This window comes from Pseudomonas brassicacearum subsp. neoaurantiaca, from assembly GCF_013608025.1.
Lineage (GTDB): Bacteria > Pseudomonadota > Gammaproteobacteria > Pseudomonadales > Pseudomonadaceae > Aquipseudomonas.
Map to the genome: position 1 here is coordinate 139501 of NZ_VDLV01000011.1, position 16470 is coordinate 155970.

Annotated in this window: 22 protein-coding genes; 6 read left to right on the forward strand and 16 right to left on the reverse strand. The window is 58.9% G+C overall.

The window, feature by feature from the left end:
* Nucleotides 1–14 precede the first annotated feature (14 nt).
* The 5 genes from pheS to thrS form a co-directional block, all read right to left on the reverse strand.
* Nucleotides 15–1031 (reverse strand): phenylalanine--tRNA ligase subunit alpha, encoded by a 1017-nt coding sequence (pheS, locus tag FHK92_RS09455; RefSeq protein WP_030142134.1) that lies wholly within the window; start codon nt 1029–1031, stop codon nt 15–17.
* A 109-nt stretch (nt 1032–1140) separates the two neighbouring features.
* A complete protein-coding gene (gene rplT / locus FHK92_RS09460) occupies nt 1141–1497 on the reverse strand; it encodes a 50S ribosomal protein L20 (protein WP_002553161.1) in 357 nt (118 codons plus the stop codon).
* Nucleotides 1498–1527: 30 nt separating this feature from the next.
* The gene (gene rpmI / locus FHK92_RS09465) at nt 1528–1722 is read right to left on the reverse strand and encodes a 50S ribosomal protein L35 (RefSeq protein WP_002553160.1); all 195 of its coding nucleotides are present in this window, start codon (nt 1720–1722) and stop codon (nt 1528–1530) included.
* A gap of 60 nt (nt 1723–1782) precedes the next feature.
* A complete protein-coding gene (gene infC, locus FHK92_RS09470; protein WP_169432615.1) occupies nt 1783–2334 on the reverse strand; it encodes a translation initiation factor IF-3 in 552 nt (183 codons plus the stop codon).
* On the reverse strand, nt 2334–4256 hold the full coding sequence (thrS, locus tag FHK92_RS09475; protein WP_181287815.1) for a threonine--tRNA ligase: 1923 nt from the start codon (nt 4254–4256) through the stop codon (nt 2334–2336). Before thrS ends, infC begins: the two co-directional genes overlap by 1 nt.
* A 375-nt stretch (nt 4257–4631) precedes the next feature.
* On the opposite strand from thrS, the gene FHK92_RS09480 reads away from it, so the two are divergent.
* Nucleotides 4632–4934 (forward strand): hypothetical protein, encoded by a 303-nt coding sequence (locus FHK92_RS09480; RefSeq protein ID WP_030142131.1) that lies wholly within the window; start codon nt 4632–4634, stop codon nt 4932–4934.
* A gap of 289 nt (nt 4935–5223) precedes the next feature.
* Complete coding sequence (locus FHK92_RS09485) at nt 5224–5436, forward strand: cold-shock protein (RefSeq protein WP_047229330.1); 213 nt, start codon at nt 5224–5226, stop codon at nt 5434–5436.
* Nucleotides 5437–5502: 66 nt separating this feature from the next.
* On the opposite strand, the gene FHK92_RS09490 is transcribed toward FHK92_RS09485, so the two are convergent.
* Together FHK92_RS09490 and FHK92_RS09495 are read right to left on the reverse strand one after the other, a co-directional pair.
* The gene (locus FHK92_RS09490; protein ID WP_181287816.1) at nt 5503–5817 is read right to left on the reverse strand and encodes an I78 family peptidase inhibitor; all 315 of its coding nucleotides are present in this window, start codon (nt 5815–5817) and stop codon (nt 5503–5505) included.
* A 154-nt stretch (nt 5818–5971) separates the two neighbouring features.
* Entirely contained in the window at nt 5972–6277 is a 306-nt protein-coding gene (locus tag FHK92_RS09495; protein ID WP_181287817.1) for a hypothetical protein, read from the reverse strand.
* Between the two features lie 129 nt (nt 6278–6406).
* Between FHK92_RS09495 and FHK92_RS09500 the strand changes: the two genes are divergently transcribed.
* The gene (locus tag FHK92_RS09500; protein ID WP_181287818.1) at nt 6407–6604 is read left to right on the forward strand and encodes a hypothetical protein; all 198 of its coding nucleotides are present in this window, start codon (nt 6407–6409) and stop codon (nt 6602–6604) included.
* Between the two features lie 47 nt (nt 6605–6651).
* Here FHK92_RS09500 and FHK92_RS09505 read toward each other — a convergent pair whose 3' ends face one another.
* From FHK92_RS09505 to FHK92_RS09540, 8 genes are all read right to left on the reverse strand, one after another.
* Nucleotides 6652–7680, reverse strand: a complete 1029-nt coding sequence (locus FHK92_RS09505) for a nucleoside hydrolase (RefSeq protein WP_181287819.1) — start codon at nt 7678–7680, stop codon at nt 6652–6654.
* Between the two features lie 29 nt (nt 7681–7709).
* The gene (rbsD, locus tag FHK92_RS09510; RefSeq protein ID WP_181287820.1) at nt 7710–8114 is read right to left on the reverse strand and encodes a D-ribose pyranase; all 405 of its coding nucleotides are present in this window, start codon (nt 8112–8114) and stop codon (nt 7710–7712) included.
* Entirely contained in the window at nt 8111–9025 is a 915-nt protein-coding gene (rbsK, locus tag FHK92_RS09515; RefSeq protein WP_181287821.1) for a ribokinase, read from the reverse strand. The genes rbsD and rbsK overlap by 4 nt, the downstream gene beginning before the upstream one ends.
* A 24-nt stretch (nt 9026–9049) precedes the next feature.
* Complete coding sequence (locus tag FHK92_RS09520; protein ID WP_030142124.1) at nt 9050–10069, reverse strand: LacI family DNA-binding transcriptional regulator; 1020 nt, start codon at nt 10067–10069, stop codon at nt 9050–9052.
* Nucleotides 10070–10072: 3 nt separating this feature from the next.
* Nucleotides 10073–11050 (reverse strand): ABC transporter permease, encoded by a 978-nt coding sequence (locus FHK92_RS09525; RefSeq protein WP_030142123.1) that lies wholly within the window; start codon nt 11048–11050, stop codon nt 10073–10075.
* Nucleotides 11047–12600 (reverse strand): sugar ABC transporter ATP-binding protein, encoded by a 1554-nt coding sequence (locus tag FHK92_RS09530; protein WP_181287822.1) that lies wholly within the window; start codon nt 12598–12600, stop codon nt 11047–11049. Before FHK92_RS09530 ends, FHK92_RS09525 begins: the two co-directional genes overlap by 4 nt.
* A gap of 58 nt (nt 12601–12658) precedes the next feature.
* On the reverse strand, nt 12659–13615 hold the full coding sequence (locus FHK92_RS09535) for a sugar ABC transporter substrate-binding protein (protein WP_181287823.1): 957 nt from the start codon (nt 13613–13615) through the stop codon (nt 12659–12661).
* Between the two features lie 133 nt (nt 13616–13748).
* Nucleotides 13749–14195 carry a hypothetical protein gene (locus FHK92_RS09540; protein ID WP_181287824.1) on the reverse strand — a complete coding sequence of 149 codons (447 nt, stop codon included), beginning with the start codon at nt 14193–14195 and terminating at the stop codon, nt 13749–13751.
* Nucleotides 14196–14374: 179 nt separating this feature from the next.
* Here FHK92_RS09540 and FHK92_RS09545 point away from each other — a divergent pair, with 179 nt between their 5' ends.
* Entirely contained in the window at nt 14375–14674 is a 300-nt protein-coding gene (locus tag FHK92_RS09545) for a DUF1654 domain-containing protein (RefSeq protein WP_176689649.1), read from the forward strand.
* A gap of 5 nt (nt 14675–14679) precedes the next feature.
* The gene (locus tag FHK92_RS09550; RefSeq protein WP_181287825.1) at nt 14680–15369 is read left to right on the forward strand and encodes an endonuclease; all 690 of its coding nucleotides are present in this window, start codon (nt 14680–14682) and stop codon (nt 15367–15369) included.
* 136 nt (nt 15370–15505) lie between these two features.
* Here FHK92_RS09550 and FHK92_RS09555 read toward each other — a convergent pair whose 3' ends face one another.
* Nucleotides 15506–15871, reverse strand: coding sequence for an SPOR domain-containing protein (locus FHK92_RS09555; protein ID WP_181287826.1), 366 nt, complete (start codon nt 15869–15871; stop codon nt 15506–15508).
* Nucleotides 15872–16118: 247 nt separating this feature from the next.
* Between FHK92_RS09555 and csrA the strand changes: the two genes are divergently transcribed.
* Complete coding sequence (gene csrA / locus FHK92_RS09560; protein WP_003179932.1) at nt 16119–16313, forward strand: carbon storage regulator CsrA; 195 nt, start codon at nt 16119–16121, stop codon at nt 16311–16313.
* The last annotated feature ends 157 nt before the right edge of the window (nt 16314–16470 follow it).

Below are 16470 nucleotides of genomic sequence, written 5' to 3' on the forward strand. Positions count from 1 at the left end.
AAAGTTCGTTACGACTAGCGAAATTGCGCGAGGAACCGCAAGTCGTTGTCGAAGAACAGACGCAAGTCATTCACGCCGTAACGCAGCATGGCCAGGCGCTCGACGCCCATGCCAAAGGCAAAACCGGAGAATTCTTCCGGATCGATCCCGGACATGCGCAGCACGTTCGGGTGAACCATGCCGCAGCCCATGACTTCCAGCCAACCGGTCTGCTTGCAGACACGGCAACCTTTGCCGCTGCACATCACGCATTCCATGTCGACTTCAGCCGATGGCTCGGTGAACGGGAAGTACGAAGGGCGGAAACGCACGGCCAGTTCTTTTTCGAAGAACACCCGCAGGAACTCTTCGATAGTGCCTTTCAGGTCGGCGAAATTGATGTCGCGATCAACCAGCAGGCCTTCGACCTGGTGGAACATCGGCGAGTGGGTGATATCGGAGTCGCTGCGATACACACGGCCTGGGCAGACGATGCGGATCGGCGGCTGCTGCGATTCCATGGTGCGGACCTGTACCGGCGAGGTATGGGTGCGCAACAGCATGTTCGCATTGAAATAGAAAGTGTCATGCATCGACCGGGCCGGGTGATGGCCAGGGATGTTGAGCGCTTCGAAGTTGTGATAGTCGTCTTCGACCTCAGGGCCTTCGGCAATGCCGTAGCCGATGTGGGTGAAGAACTGCTCGATGCGTTCCAGGGTCCGGGTCACCGGATGCAGACCACCGGAAGTCTGGCCACGGCCAGGCAGGGTCACGTCGATGGACTCGGCGGCGAGCTTGGCAGCCAGACCTGCCTCCTCGAACAACGCCTTGCGCGCATTGAGGACCTCTGTGACACGTTCCTTGGCGACGTTGATCAGCGCACCGACCTGCGGACGCTCTTCAGCCGGCAGGTTCCCCAGGGTCTTCATCACCTGAGTCAACTCGCCTTTTTTGCCAAGGTAGTGAACCCGGATTTGCTCCAGGGCATTGATATCTTCAGCGCTTTGCACAGCCTCTAGTGCTTGAGCGACCAGCGCGTCCAGGTTTTCCATGTACAGACTCCAGATACAAAATAGGGGAAGAGCTTTAAGGCTCTTCCCCTATTTATGACGTTTGACACCTGGGCCCACAGATGCGGACCCCGGTGACTGCCGGGGGTACTTAAGCCAAGGTGGCTTTAGCTTTCTCGACAATCGCAGCAAACGCCGCTTTTTCGTTCACTGCCAGATCAGCCAGAACCTTACGGTCGATCTCGATGGACGCTTTTTTCAGGCCAGCGATGAAACGGCTGTAGGACAGACCGTTAACACGAGCACCAGCGTTGATACGAGCGATCCACAGAGCGCGGAACTGACGTTTTTTCTGACGACGGTCACGGTAGGCGTATTGGCCTGCCTTGATTACCGCTTGCTTGGCAACACGGAATACGCGGGAACGCGCGCCGTAGTAGCCTTTAGCAAGTTTCAGAATTTTTTTGTGACGCTTACGGGCAATGACGCCACGCTTTACACGAGCCATGAGTTACTTCCTCTATTCTTGATCCAAAAATTAACGAAGGCGCAGCATGCGCTCGACTTTTGCCACGTCAGACGGATGCAGCAAGCTGCTACCGCGCAGTTGACGCTTACGCTTGGTCGACATTTTGGTCAGGATGTGGCTCTTGAAAGCGTGCTTGTGCTTGATACCGTTAGCAGTTTTCAGAAACCGCTTAGCAGCACCACTTTTGGTTTTCATCTTTGGCATGTTCGGATACTCCGCATTCAGTTGATAAACATAATCGCAAGGCCTGCCGTGCCCTGTTGATTACTTCTTCTTTTTCGGGGCGATGACCATGATCAGCTGGCGTCCTTCCATCTTAGGATGCTGTTCGACCGAACCGTACTCGAGCAGGTCTTGTTCAACCCGCTTGAGGAGTTCCATCCCCAGCTCCTGGTGGGCCATCTCACGGCCGCGGAATCGCAAGGATACCTTGGCCCTGTCCCCGTCACTCAGGAAACGTACCAGGTTGCGCAGTTTTACCTGGTAATCCCCTTCCTCCGTCCCTGGACGAAACTTGATTTCTTTTACCTGAATCTGCTTCTGGTTTTTCTTCGCCGCGGCAATCTGCTTCTTCTTTTCGAAGATCGACTTGCCGTAGTCCATCACCCGGCAAACGGGTGGGACTGCGTCCGCGGAGATTTCCACCAGATCAAGCTTGGCTTCTTCAGCAATACGAAGCGCTTCATCAATCGAGACGATGCCAATCTGCTCGCCATCAGCGCCAATTAACCGAACCTCGCGTGCCGAGATATTCTCGTTGATCGGGGCTTTCGGTGCAGCTCGTTTATCTTGTCTCATTTCACGCTTAATAATAATTACTCCGAATCTGGGCGACCACGCCGGGAAACCGCTTGCGCGAGAAACTCAGCGAATTCGGCGACGGGCATCGAGCCCAGGTCAGCACCTTCACGAGTACGCACAGCGACAGTCTGCATCTCGACCTCCCGATCTCCAATAACCAAGAGAAAGGGAACCTTGAGCAAAGTATGCTCGCGGATTTTAAAGCCGATCTTTTCATTTCTCAAGTCGGACTTGGCACGAAATCCGCTTTGGTTGAGAGTTTTTTCGACTTCGGCGGCAAAATCTGCCTGTTTATCAGTGATATTCATGATCACTGCCTGGGTCGGCGCCAGCCACGCGGGGAACGCGCCCTCGTAATGCTCGATCAGAATCCCGACGAAACGCTCGAACGAACCGAGGATCGCGCGGTGAAGCATGACCGGGTACTTGCGGCTGTTGTCTTCGGACACATATTCAGCGCCCAGACGGATCGGCAGGTTGAAATCGAGCTGCAAGGTACCACATTGCCAGACGCGACCGAGGCAATCTTTCAACGAGAATTCAATCTTCGGACCGTAGAAAGCGCCTTCGCCCGGCTGCAGGTCGTACGCAAGGCCCGCGCTGTCGAGGGCGGCGGCCAGGGCTGCTTCGGCGCGATCCCACAGCTCGTCGGAACCGACGCGTTTTTCCGGACGAGTGGACAGCTTCATTTCAACTTCGGTGAAGCCGAAGTCGCGATAGACATCCATGGTCAGCTTGATGAAGGCAGCGGATTCGGCCTGCATCTGCTCTTCGGTGCAGAAGATGTGCGCGTCGTCCTGGGTAAATGCCCGCACGCGCATGATGCCGTGCAGCGCACCCGATGGCTCGTTACGGTGGCAGGCACCGAACTCGGCCAGGCGCATCGGCAATTCGCGGTAGCTCTTCAAGCCCTGGTTGAACACCTGCACGTGGCACGGGCAGTTCATCGGCTTAATGGCGTAGTCGCGGTTTTCCGACTGGGTGGTGAACATGTTGTCAGCGTAGTTGGCCCAGTGCCCGGATTTCTCCCACAGGCTGCGGTCGACCACTTGCGGCGTCTTGATTTCCAAGTAGCCGTTTTCACGCTGGACCTGGCGCATGTACTGTTCAAGCACCTGGTACATCGTCCAGCCGTTCGGATGCCAGAACACCATGCCCGGGGATTCTTCCTGGGTATGGAACAGGCCCAGGCGCTTGCCGATCTTGCGGTGATCGCGCTTCTCGGCTTCTTCGATACGCTGGATGTAAGCCGCCAGTTGCTTCTTGTCCGCCCAGGCAGTGCCGTAGACGCGCTGCAACTGCTCGTTCTTGGCGTCGCCACGCCAGTAGGCGCCGGACAGCTTGGTCAGCTTGAAGGACTTGAGGAAACGCGTGTTCGGCACGTGCGGGCCGCGGCACATGTCGACGTATTCTTCGTGGTAGTACAGGCCCATGGCCTGCTCGTCCGGCATGTCTTCCACCAGACGCAGCTTGTAATCCTCGCCACGGGCCTTGAAGACTTCGATGACTTCGGCGCGCGGGGTGACTTTCTTGATGACGTCGTAATCTTTCTCGATCAGCTGCTGCATGCGCTGCTCGATGGCGGCCATGTCGTCCGGGGTGAAAGGACGCTCGAAGGCGATGTCGTAATAGAAACCTTCGTCGATGACCGGTCCGATGACCATTTTCGCACTCGGATACAGCTGCTTGACCGCATGGCCAACCAGGTGAGCGCAGGAGTGACGAATGATCTCCAGCCCCTCTTCATCCTTGGGCGTGATGATTTGCAGCGTGGCATCGCTGTCGATGACATCGCTGGCGTCGACCAGCTTGCCGTTGACCTTGCCGGCCAGGGTGGCCTTGGCCAGGCCTGCGCCAATGGATGCGGCGACCTCGGCTACGGAAACCGGGTGATCGAATGAACGTTGACTGCCGTCGGGAAGAGTAATAGTTGGCATGGCGCCTCCTCTCCTAGTGGTGACCCCTACCAAAGGTCACGTGGGTTGGGATGAGCCAGTACAAGATCCAGTCCAGGCCATTCAATGACGAACGCCTGCCTTACAGCGGCAGGAGCCTTGCGGCCAACCGGGAAAACCGAACCAGAGTGACTGGGATTCAAATCAGGGTTAATCGAACATTTGCCACCACCGGGACCTGTCGTCATCCGGCGCCTGAGAAATACCCGAGCCCGGCATCCTAGCACAGATGAACGGTCATCGCCGCCTCCGGATGGAAGCGCGCGTAAACTCACGTTTTTTATGCCAAAGTGCTGAACCGAAGCGCCTGCAACGCCTCAGATAACAAGACATCGACCCCAAAAGGAGCATCCTCGCATGCGTCTGAATACACTACTGGCAGTAGTCGCCCCCCTCGCCCTGCTGCTTCCGCTGGCCGCCCATGCCGAATGGCCCAAGGGCGAGCGTGAAAAATACATGGCCCAGTGCACTGAAGCGGCTACTCCCCAGATCGGCGCAGCCGCCGCCAAATCCCACTGCGCCTGTGGCGCCGACGCGATCAAATCCTATCCGGCGAGTGACATCCAGGCGTTGATGGACAACAAGGCCACCCCTGAACTGCAGCAGAAAGCGCTCGGTCAGATCGCCAAATGCAAGGCCAATCCACCTGCGAAAAAATGAATAATCGGTACCGCGCAAGGCCCTCGGAGCCGATAAAAAGGTCCGAATAAACGATTTTTCGTACGATTTTTTCAGGTTTTTCAGCTTTTTTTATCGTCTTTACTTTCGGCTGAAAGCCTTTTAAACCGGGGCTTTTAGCCAATCCTGACGATAGAGAAAACACGACTGATTGGCAAACAGCTCGTCCGGGGGGCTCCCAAATCGAACATTTCGACTATGATACCCCGGTGTGCCCAGTTGGCCTGAGCAGCACAGTACACTGAAAATATATGTTTCTTGGAGATACACCATGTCTAATCGCCAAACCGGCACCGTTAAATGGTTCAACGATGAAAAAGGCTTCGGCTTCATCACTCCTACAGGTGGCGGTGACGACCTGTTCGTACACTTCAAAGCTATCGAAAGCGACGGTTTCAAAAGCCTGAAAGAAGGCCAGACCGTTTCCTTCGTGGCTGAGAAAGGCCAAAAGGGTATGCAAGCTGCACAAGTTCGCCCAGAGTAATTTCTCGGCGCGCTAAAAAAACCCCGTCCATGTGACGGGGTTTTTTATGGCCGGTCGAAATCCGAATCAGCCGCAGTTCACCCGGTCGATCACCAGATTGGCATCGGTATTGAGGTTCAGGCGATCGGAGCGGTACTCAAGGGTCACCATGTCATTGGGCTTGAGAATACGAGCGATCTGCGCACCAGCACGGGTCCGTGCCTGCTCCAACAACTCCGGCGAGGCCTTCTTGCCTATCGCAAACTCGGCAGACTTCGCTTCGCAGCGGTCATGGCCGGTCTCGGCCGCCGCAGGTTGGGGGGTCGATTCAGAGGTGCTGCTGCAGCCGCTCAACAGCGCGACGGCCAGCAAAGTACTCAGTGACGCGAGCTTCCAAGGCATGAAGCCTCCTTTTTTGATTGATAAACAGAGAGCGTGCGACAACCCAAACGGGGCTTGGTTTCAGCACCGTTGCCATCCGTCTGGGCAAAGCTGGCAGTTTGCCTGAGCCCGCGACCCTGTTCAGCCCAGAATCGTGACTGGATATGAACGCGGCTCAATAAACGTCGATGTAATCGAAAGGCGGATTCGGCCAGTTGTCCTTCAGCGCGTTGTAGATCTGCATGACCCAGACCTCGTCGCTGGCAGCGACCCGACCGACGTACCCCGAGCCCTTCGCCCAGGTCTCGAGCCGAAATCGCAAGCCGCCGATGTCAGTGCCACCGACCACACCCGAAGACAAATAGGCGATACCGTCCTTGGTCACGCGCAGTTGCGTATGCTCGTCGTCACTGGCCGATGCCAGCAATTGACGAACCGCCTCGACGGTGAGGCCTTCAGGAGCATTCAAATCGATCTGCACGGCGGGGCTCCTTTGAAAAATAAAAACACGAGTGTCGCACAGCCCTCCCCCGATGCCTAAGTCGCAGTGCCAAATCCCGGGCAAAAATGTTTAACTCAGTCTACCGACCTCCAACTCGCGAGCCCTACCATGAGCACCGTCAGCATCGAAGCCACCATCAATGCCAAATGGTCGGAGGGCCATAGTTCCTATAGCCCAGGCAGCCCGGAGGAACTGGCAGTTATCTGCATAGAATTGTTAGTGAGGGAGTTGGGCACGGAGGTCGCCCGCGACTTCATCCAGCAGGCGTTCGAACGCTACCCGAGCATCATCGACGCGGCGGATTGAAACTCAGGTGTCCGCAGGCCCAGCCTGCGGACACATAGCCAGCCAAGTTACTTCAGGCGTGCCAGTCGCTCGGTCAACAGATCAAAGAAACCCTGGGCATCGCCATCCTTCACCCAGAAGGCATTTTTCGGTGCCCCCAGACCGTCATACCAATCAACAATGGTTTGCCCGAAAGTCGGCCCCTCACGACTGTCCACCACCAGGTTGACCGAACGACCGCTAAACAACTGCGGCTTCAGCAGGTAGGCGATCACGGTTGCATCATGCACCGGCCCACCCGTCATGCCGTAGTGTTCCATGTCGCCCTTGACGTATTCATTGAGAATATCGCCGACCAGCTTGCTGGCGTTGTTGTTGAGCGCCGCAATCTGTTTCAGGCGCGCCTCGCTGGTGAGGATCTTGTGGGTCACGTCCAACGGTAGATAGGTCAGCTTGACGCCGCTTTTGGCAACCACTTCGGCCGCCTGGGGATCTGCGTACAGGTTGAACTCGGCCACGGGCGTGATATTGCCGCCGTTGAAATGCGCGCCGCCCATGATCACCACTTCCTTGATGCCCTGGACGATCTCCGGTTCCTGGATCAGCGCGAGCGCGAGGTTGGTCTGTGGCCCAAGCATGGCGATAGTGATGCTGTGCGGCTTGGCGGCCTTGAGCGTGTCGATCAGGTAGTTGACGGCATTGCCCTGGGCCAAGCCTTTCTTCGGCTCATGCACGGTCACACCCGAAAGGCCTTCCTTGCCATGGATGTTTTCCGCGTAGATCGGCGTACGCATCATCGGCTTTGGCGCACCGGCATAGACCGGCACCTCTTCGCGCCCCGCCCACTCCCGGGCCAGGCGCGCATTGCGAGACGTCTTGTCCAGGCGCACGTTGCCAGCGACGGTGGTCAATGCGCGGATATGGAGTTCTTCGGGCGACGCCAGGGCGAACAACAATGCAACCACGTCATCGGCGCCCGGGTCGGTGTCGATGATCAGGTCGATCTTTTCTGCCGCCTGGGCGCTTGCGGTCGAGATCAGGGACAAAAGCAGCAGACTCCGCAGCAGTTGATGGGCTTTCTGAGCATAGCGGTGCATGGCGCACTCCTTGTGCAGGTGGGTAAAACTCAGAACGTGACGCCCGCGACCAGCACCACGTTGCAATAGGGAGAGCATTCTCCCGTGCGAATAATCGCCCGCGCCTCGCGGCTGAGCAGCTTGAACTGTTCGTGACTGACCAGCTCCCGCGAGCCCAACGCGCCTTCGGCATGCAACGCCTCCAGCGTGGCCAGGGCCGACGGTTGCTTATTGTGGATCTCCTTGGCCAACACGTGGCTTTCAACCTGCATTTCGCTGAGCACCACCTTCAAGGTACTGACGAAATCAGGAATACCATGGGTCAGCGCCAGGTCAATCAGCTCGACGTGTGGCGGGACCGGCAGGCCGGCGTCGCCAATGACCACTTTGTCGCCATGGCCGAGGGACGCAATCAACCGTGACATGGCCACATTCAGCAATGGAGTCTTTTTCATGATTTGAACGCCTGTACTTCCAGCAAGGTGGGGATGGAGGGTTGAGCGCCCGCGCGAGTGACCGACAGCGCAGCGGCGACCTGACCGAAACGAATCGCCTCGACTTCACCCTTGCCGCTCGCCAGCGCGGCCGCGAAGCCACCGACAAACGTATCGCCTGCCGCCGTGGTGTCGACGGCCTTGACCCGTGGCGCGGGGAAGTGCTCGAAGCTCGAACCGTTGGCGAACATGAGCCCTTGGGCACCCAGCGTCACAATAACTTTGCCGGCACCGGCGGCGATCAACTGCGTCGCGGCGCCTTCGGCGGTTTCCAGGGAGTCCACCGCCAGCCCACTCAGGACCATCGCTTCGCTTTCATTGGGGATCAGGTAGTCGACGTAGGCGTACCATTCGGCCGGCAACGCGCGGGAGGCCGGCGCCGGATTCAGGATGACGGTCTTGCCGAGTTCGCGCCCGCGCCTGAGTGCGTGACCAACAGTGACGTCCGGCACTTCGAGCTGGCAGATGATGACATCAGCGCTTTGCAGCACGGCGTCGAAACGGTCGAGAACCGTTGGCGTCAGCTCGCCATTGGCCCCGGCGACGATAACGATCGCATTCTGGCTGTTGTCATCCACCACGATCAGCGCCACGCCGCTGGAGCCGTCCACGACGCTGACGGCCTGGCAATCGATGCCCTCGGCCAACAGCGCACCGCGCAATTGCTGGCCATAGGCGTCACTGCCAACGCAGCCGACCATCGACACTTGCGCCCCAAGACGCGCGGCCGCCACCGCCTGGTTGGCGCCCTTGCCACCTGGAATAGTTGAAAACGACTCTCCAATCAGCGTTTCGCCACCGCGAGGCAGACGCGGCGCACGGGTCACCAGGTCCATGTTCAGGCTGCCTATTACCACTACGTTTGCTGGCATTGCTTCATTACTCATTTATTCGGTTCAGCGGTATTGGGCGAATGTGCCGGACAGCGGTGCAGTCGATTCTCGCAGGACAATGCTCGGCGTCACGATCCGCTGGTCAGTGACAAGCCCCGGCGTAGCGATGCGTCGCAGCAGGACTTCCGCCGCCATTTCGCCAAGCTGCAGGATCGACTGCCCCACCGTGGTCAGCGCCGGGTAGACATAACGGCTCATCTGGATGTCATCGAAGCCGATGATCGACAGCTCGCTGGGCACGCGCACATTGCGTTCGGCGGCGGCGCGCAGCGCACCGATACCGATCATGTCGTTGGCGGCGAAAATCGCACTGGGCGGTTGCTGCTCGAGCAGTTGCGCTGCGGCCCGATAGCCGCCGGTACTGGTGAAATCACTTTCGAGCATGCGCTCCACAGGCAGCTCGATCCCCGCCTCTTTCAGCGCACGGCAATAGCCCGCCAGGCGCATTTGCGCCACGCTGGTGTCCGCGGGGCCACCAATAAAGGCAATGTCACGATGACCCAGTTCCAGCAAGTGCCGAGTCGCCAGGTAAGCGCCGTACTCGTGGTCGATGCGCACCAGGTCCGCGTCCACGCCGTCGAGGCCGCGGTCGACGATGACCATGGGCGTGCGCACATTGGCCAGCCCTTCGGCCAAGCCGACATCGCCCCCGGCCGATGCCACGATCAATCCATCGATACGTTTTTCCAGCAACACTCGCAGATAGCTGCGCTGCTTGTCCGGGTTGTCATCGGAGTTGCACAGGATCACGCAGTAACCATTGCGCTCACAGTAATCCTCGATTCCCCGGGCCAACTCGGCGAAGTACGGGTTGAGGCTATTGGGCACCAGCAGGCCGATGGTTGCCGTGGTCTTGGCCTTGAGCGAGCGCGCCACTGCGCTGGGCACGTAGTCCAATCGCTCGATGGCGGCCTCGACCTTGCGTCGCACCTCGTCACTGACCGGCCGCGTCTTGTTCACGACGTGGGACACGGTCGTGTAGGAAATGCCTGCAAGCGCCGCCACATCCTTGATCGTCGCCATGGTTCAAGCCCGCCGACTGGCGCGCTGGCTGCGGTACGTATCGAGCACCACCGCCACCACGATCACTGCGCCGGTAATGATGCGCTTGGTCGGTTCGGTGGCGCCGATTTGGGCCAGGCCCGCCGCCAGCACCGAAATGATCAGCACGCCGAAGAAGGTGCTGATCACCGAGCCACGCCCGCCCATCAGGCTGGTGCCGCCGATCACCACGGCGGCGATGACTTGCAGTTCTAGCCCAGAACCGGCGTTCGGATCCGCCGCTTCCAGGCGCGAAATCTGGAACAGCGCCGCAACGCCGGCCAGCAAGCCCATCAGGCTGAACACCAGAATCTTGTAGGGTTTCGGGTTGATACCGGCCAGGCGCACGGCTTCTTCGTTGGTGCCGATGCCGATCAGGTAGCGGCCGAACACGGTGCGGGTCAGCACCGCCTGGGCAATGAAGATCACCAGCAAGGCGATAATGAATGAAGGCGAGATGCCAAAGGCGATCGGGTTGGACAGCCAGGCGAACGAGTCGCCGATGTAGGCGGTCCGCGAACCGGTCATCTGGTACGCCAGGCCCCGGGCCATTTCCAGCACGCCCAGCGAGACAATGAACGATGGGATACGCCAGGCGACGGTAATCGAACCGGTGACCGTCCCCGCCAACGCCGCCACCGCCATGCCGAGCAAGGCCGACGGCCAGACGCTCCAGCCCCAACCGAGCACCGCGACGCTGACTGTCGAAGCGGCGAGCGCCAACACCGATCCCACCGACAGGTCGATGCCGCCGATGATCAGGATAAAGGTCATGCCGACTGCCAAAACCATCAGGTCCGGAATCTGGTTGGCCAGGGTGCTGAAGGTGTCATAGGACAGAAAGTGGCTGCTCAGGACCGAGAACAGCGCGACCATGGCCAGCAAGGCGCCGGCCAGGCCCAGGTAGGTGCCGAGGCCATAGAAATTGCCAGTGGATTTGCCAGCGGCAGGTGCGGTTTTCATGAGAGTTCCCTAGGCGCTGCTTCGTTGAGCAGCGCATCACGTTTCTGGTAGCCGGCGAACGCGGCGGCAAGCAAGTCATCCTGGGTCCAGCTGTCGCGCTCGAAGGTATCGATCAGGCGCCCGGCGGACAATACGCCGATGCGATCACAAATCAGCATCAATTCCCGCAGGTCACTAGAGACCACGACCAGCGCCTTGCCCTGGCGAGTCAACTCACCGAGCAGTGCATAAATGTCGAATTTGGCACCGACGTCGATGCCACGGGTCGGCTCGTCGAACAGCAGCACCGAGCAGTCGCGTTCGAGCCAGCGACCGATCACGACTTTCTGCTGATTGCCGCCGGACAGTTCGGACACCAACTGCGTCGGACTCGAGCTGCGGATGCGCATCGCATCGATCTGCCGCTGCGCCAACGCCACCTCAGCGCTGCCATTGACCAGGCCGCCGCTGGAAATCTCCGGCATGTTCCCCAAGGCGATATTCGCCGCGATGGATTGGGTCAACAGCAAGCCTTCGCCCTTGCGATCCTCGGTGATCAAGGCGATGCCATGGGCCACCGCATCGGCCGGCGACCGGATGCTGACGACGCTGGCCGGCGATCCCAACGCCACGGTGCCGCTGTCGGCCGCATCGGCGCCGAAGATCAACCGCAACAACTCGGTGCGCCCTGCCCCGATCAGGCCGGAGATGCCGAAGATTTCACCGCTGCGCACTTCAAAGGACACGTCGCGGACCTTGTCGGACCGGGTCAGGCCTTTGACCGTCAGCGCCGGAGCGCCGATCTGCCGCGGGCCCAGGTCGATGTGCTCGCCCAACTCGCGGCCGACCATCAGCGTGACCAATTGCTCGCTGTTGTAGTTGGCCATCGGCTCGACACAGACCAGATTGCCGTCGCGCAGCACCGCAATGCGCTGGGCGACCCGCGCCAACTCTTCGAGGCGATGGGAAATGTAGATGATCGACACGCCGCGTGCCTGCAAGCGGGTGATCTGCTCAAAGAGCATTTCGACTTCCCGGGCCGTCAGCATCGCGGTCGGCTCATCGAGAATCAGTACGTGGCAATCGCCGATCAGGTTGCGGGCGATCTCGACCATCTGCTGATGGCCGATCCCCAACTCTCCGACCAGCGTGTCGGGATCGATTGCATCGAGCCCCACCTGGGCCATGGCTTCGACCGCCGCCTTGCGCAGTTGCTTGCGGCTGATCCAGCCGCCATGGCTGGGCAAGTTGTCTAGGAACAGGTTCTCAGCCACGGAAAGGGTCGGCAGCAGGTTGAGTTCCTGCATGACCATGCGCACACCCAGCGATTCCGCCTGGGTGCGGCTGCCGGGGCGGTAATCCTGCCCTTGGAATTGCATCTGCCCGGTCGTTGGCGTGACCAGGCCACCGATAATCTTGGACAGGGTACTTTTGCCGGCGCCATTTTCGCCGGTCAGCGCCAGCACTTCACCGCGCATCAACGTCAGGTTGATATCGCTCAGTACCGGCTGGGCATAGGTCTTGCCGATACCGCTGACGCACAGGACAGCGTTCGGGTCGCGAAGGGACATAACAAACTCTCCAATGCGCCCGCCCGGACGGGCGAGCGCCGTTGTGTCGCCAGGATAACTACTTGGTCACCAGCTCGACCGGAGTTTCGATGACGCCGTTGGCGCCGCTGTCGACTTTTTCGCCCTTGAGGATCTTCAGCGCGGTCTCGATGCCGAACACAGCCTGCTTGGCAGCGAACTGGTCCGCCGTCGCCAGGACACGACCGTCCTTGAGCATCGGCTTGATGGCATTGATGTTGTCGTAGCCGACCACTTGCACCTTGCCCGCCTTGCCCGCAGCGCGCACGGCCGAGACCGCGCCTACCGCCATGCTGTCGTTGCCGGCCAGCAGCGCCTTGATGTTCGGGTATTCGCTGAGCATCGACGAGGCAACCTGGTTGCCCTTGTTGATTTCCCAGTCACCCGATTGCAGGGAAACGACCTTGACCTGCGCAGCTTCCATCGCATCCTTGAAGCCTGCGGTGCGCGCCTGGGCGTTGGTGGTGGTCGACACACCTTCGATAATGCCGACTTCATCACCAGCCTTGAGCTGCTTGGCCAGGTACTCACCCACCAGGCGAGCGCCCTTGCGGTTGTCCGGGCCTACGAACGGCACGTTGATGTTCTTGCTCTTGACCACGGCCGGGTCGAGCTGGTTGTCGATGTTGATCACGGTGATGCCGGCGTCGACGGCTTTCTTGATCACCGGGACCATGGCCTTGGAGTCGGCCGGCGCGATAATCAGCGCATCGACTTTGGATACGATCATTTGCTCGACGATGCGAATCTGATTGGCGGTGTCGGTTTCATCCTTGATCCCGTTGGAGATCAGGTCGAAATCGGCGGAGTGTTCCTTTTGATACGCCTTGGCGCCATCTTCCATGGTCAGGAAGAATTCATTGGCGAGGGACTTCATGACCAGCGCGACCTTGGGTTTTTCCGTGGTCTGGGCGAGCGCCGAGGAGAAAGGCAGCGCTGCGGATGCGGCCGCGAGCATGGCGACGGCGAGAAGGCGTCCAGCGAATGGCAGCTTCATGGGTTCACTCCGATTTTATGATTATTGTGAGCAAAATCGTCCCGCGGCAACCGCGCAAACGTTTGCGTGGAATGAACTATGGTAAAGCATCGGCGTTTTGTCAACGTCCCGATTTCATCAGGAACGTTACCGATCAAGCCGTGGTGTTGACCAGCGAACCCGAGCTGGAATCTTTCGCCAGCTCCTTGATCAGACTGCCCGTTACCTGTTGCAGCGCGCCGGTGGTGTCGGCGATCTGACCCTGGATCGACAGGATAGCAGTCGTCTTGGCATCCGGCGTCGGATAAGGACGGGCCTGTGCAGCAGCGAGTTGCTGTTGCTGCTCACGCAGTTGCTGTTGAAGCTCCTGCATGCGCTTGAGCAATATTTTTGTGGCGATGCTTTGGCTGCTGTCGCTTTTTTCGGTCTTGCTCTCGGCTTCGGTCGCCAGGTTCGCACGGACCTTGCCGGGCTCTTGCGTTTCGCCAAGGGCCTCATCGGCAGCGTCGGCGCTCGCCTCGCTCAAGGCGTTCAGCGTGGCCGCGGATTTTCCGCCAATGGTGACGGCGGCGGCATTTGGAGAGCCGATTGAAATGGACATGTCTCGCTCCGTGAAAGAATTTCCTACAAGCAAGATCGCCCGTTGGCGCATTTTCTTTAGCTGTTTGCCGAGTTCTTCTGGCAAACGGAAAATCTTCTCAATAAAAAAATCCTCCTTCCTACATCAAAACGCAAAAAGCGCTGTCAGACGATTTTCTTGATTTTTAAGCAGTTGCGTAAATGCCTACAGTTAAATACTGTATGCACGTACAGCTTAATAAGGATAATCCTGTGGCCACGCCCTCCGCTGCAACTACCCCCTTAGATTCCTATACACGACTCGGTCTTCGGGTCTCGAAAATCATCAACTCCCCCACCGCACAAAAAGCCAAGGCCGCGCTGATCTTCCGTCTTCCTGATGAACCGGTGGATGAATGGGAACGGCTGCTGGAAGAAATCGACGAGAACGACAACGTCACCCTCGCTTATCGCGACGATGGCGGCGTGCAGGTTTTCTGGGTTGTGCCGAAGGAAGATTGAGCCTGATGATTGTTCGCTGTTTAGCTTTATCGCTCGTTTTCGTCGCCCTGGGCGCGCAAGCCGCTGCTCCCCGCACCTTCAACGAAGCCAAGAAAGTCGCCTGGAAACTCTACGCCCCGCAATCCACTGAGTTCTACTGTGGCTGCAAGTACACCGGCAATCGGGTGAACCTGGCGGCCTGCGGTTACGTGCCGCGCAAGAATGCCAGCCGCGCCGCGCGCATCGAGTGGGAGCACATCGTGCCAGCCTGGCAGATTGGTCATCAGCGCCAATGTTGGCAACAAGGCGGTCGAAAGAATTGCACGCGCTATGACCCGGTCTATCAACGGGCCGAGGCTGACCTTCACAACCTGGTGCCCAGCATTGGCGAGGTCAATGGCGATCGCAGCAATTTCAGCTTTGGTTGGCTGCCGGTGCAGAAGGGCCAGTACGGCTCATGCCTGACCCAGGTGGACTTCAAGGCCAAGAAAGTCATGCCCCGCCCTTCCATCCGAGGAATGATCGCCAGGACGTATTTCTACATGAGCAAACAGTACGGCCTGCGCCTTTCGAAACAGGACCGGAGCCTGTACGAAGCCTGGGACAAGACCTATCCCGTGCAGGCCTGGGAGCGCCAGCGCAACCAGAGCGTTGCGTGTGTGATGGGCCGTGGAAACGAATTCGTCGGCCCGGTGGACCTGAAGGCCTGCGGCTGAACTGGCATTTGTGAGCGGCACAAACCAACTGTGGGAGCGAGCTTGCTCGCGATAGCGGCGGATCCACCAACAGTGATGTTGACTGGCATTCCCCTATCGCGAGCAAGCTCGCTCCCACAGGTTTTGTTCGGCCCGATTACTTGGCCGTAGGGTAATCCACGACCTGAGTCTCGATGTTGCGCTTCTTGGCGCGGACCAGGGCAGCGGTGATCTGCTCCTGCTTTGCTTGAGCCTCGGCCTCGGAGCTCAACGGCCCGACCAGAACCCGATCCTTGCCACCCTCCCGGACGACAGTGGACATGAAGCTGTGCTCGATCAGCCATCCGGTGAGATCGCTGACGGCCTGGGGTGTCTCACCGCGAACCTCGACCGCCCATTGCGGTGCGGTAGCGGCCGCCGGCGTGGCGCTCGCCGCTGCTTTCGGCTTGGGTGCCTCGACGTCGCGCCCCTCTCCGCATCCCGCCAGCGCCAATACCGCGATAACCCAAGCCAATTTACGCACAACGATTCCCTCGCAAGACATGAAGCGGGGATTTTAGCATCCACTCTCGCCAAGAACGCCCCAAACAGTGCGCAAAACACGAGAATCCTGCCCGGCGTCTCTGTATAGTCGCACCCTGGGAATTAATGCAGCATCTGCACGTCAGAAAGAGGCACCCACATTGTGACACTTAGCACTAATCTATAAGCAGTACCGACATCTGCACTGTCTGAATCAGGTGCCCTATAAAGCAATCAAGGAGAACACCATGCTGATACTCACCCGCAAAGTCGGTGAAAGCATAAATATTGGTGACGACATCACGATCACCATTCTGGGCGTAAGCGGCCAACAAGTCCGGATCGGCATCAACGCCCCGAAAAATGTTGCGGTGCACCGTGAAGAGATTTATCAGCGTATCCAGGCCGGCCTTACCGCCCCGGACAAGCCTCAAACGCCCTGAGCCCTGCCGCAATCCGCAGCCAGCCCGTTTGCATTACCGCAAGGCTGGCTAAAGATGCATATCGACCGCGCCTCGCCCTGCCCCATCCGCCTTGACCTCGTCCAGCCGTGAAACCGATATTAATGGCTTGCTTCGTAGCATGGCTGTCAGACGTTTC

Excerpts from the sequence above, each read along its gene's own strand:
- FHK92_RS09535 (WP_181287823.1), bottom strand. The coding sequence starts at position 13,615 with ATGAAGCTGCCATTCGCTGGACGCCTTCTCGCCGTCGCCATGCTCGCG.
- FHK92_RS09545 (WP_176689649.1), top strand. The coding sequence starts at position 14,375 with ATGCCTACAGTTAAATACTGTATGCACGTACAGCTTAATAAGGATAAT.
- FHK92_RS09480 (WP_030142131.1), top strand. The coding sequence starts at position 4,632 with ATGCGTCTGAATACACTACTGGCAGTAGTCGCCCCCCTCGCCCTGCTG.
- FHK92_RS09490 (WP_181287816.1), bottom strand. The coding sequence starts at position 5,817 with ATGCCTTGGAAGCTCGCGTCACTGAGTACTTTGCTGGCCGTCGCGCTG.
- FHK92_RS09525 (WP_030142123.1), bottom strand. The coding sequence starts at position 11,050 with ATGAAAACCGCACCTGCCGCTGGCAAATCCACTGGCAATTTCTATGGC.
- FHK92_RS09500 (WP_181287818.1), top strand. The coding sequence starts at position 6,407 with ATGAGCACCGTCAGCATCGAAGCCACCATCAATGCCAAATGGTCGGAG.
- pheS (WP_030142134.1), bottom strand. The coding sequence starts at position 1,031 with ATGGAAAACCTGGACGCGCTGGTCGCTCAAGCACTAGAGGCTGTGCAA.
- FHK92_RS09485 (WP_047229330.1), top strand. The coding sequence starts at position 5,224 with ATGTCTAATCGCCAAACCGGCACCGTTAAATGGTTCAACGATGAAAAA.
- FHK92_RS09505 (WP_181287819.1), bottom strand. The coding sequence starts at position 7,680 with ATGCACCGCTATGCTCAGAAAGCCCATCAACTGCTGCGGAGTCTGCTG.
- FHK92_RS09540 (WP_181287824.1), bottom strand. The coding sequence starts at position 14,195 with ATGTCCATTTCAATCGGCTCTCCAAATGCCGCCGCCGTCACCATTGGC.
- csrA (WP_003179932.1), top strand. The coding sequence starts at position 16,119 with ATGCTGATACTCACCCGCAAAGTCGGTGAAAGCATAAATATTGGTGAC.
- rplT (WP_002553161.1), bottom strand. The coding sequence starts at position 1,497 with ATGGCTCGTGTAAAGCGTGGCGTCATTGCCCGTAAGCGTCACAAAAAA.
- thrS (WP_181287815.1), bottom strand. The coding sequence starts at position 4,256 with ATGCCAACTATTACTCTTCCCGACGGCAGTCAACGTTCATTCGATCAC.
- rbsD (WP_181287820.1), bottom strand. The coding sequence starts at position 8,114 with ATGAAAAAGACTCCATTGCTGAATGTGGCCATGTCACGGTTGATTGCG.
- FHK92_RS09520 (WP_030142124.1), bottom strand. The coding sequence starts at position 10,069 with ATGGCGACGATCAAGGATGTGGCGGCGCTTGCAGGCATTTCCTACACG.
- rpmI (WP_002553160.1), bottom strand. The coding sequence starts at position 1,722 with ATGCCAAAGATGAAAACCAAAAGTGGTGCTGCTAAGCGGTTTCTGAAA.
- FHK92_RS09530 (WP_181287822.1), bottom strand. The coding sequence starts at position 12,600 with ATGTCCCTTCGCGACCCGAACGCTGTCCTGTGCGTCAGCGGTATCGGC.
- rbsK (WP_181287821.1), bottom strand. The coding sequence starts at position 9,025 with ATGCCAGCAAACGTAGTGGTAATAGGCAGCCTGAACATGGACCTGGTG.
- FHK92_RS09550 (WP_181287825.1), top strand. The coding sequence starts at position 14,680 with ATGATTGTTCGCTGTTTAGCTTTATCGCTCGTTTTCGTCGCCCTGGGC.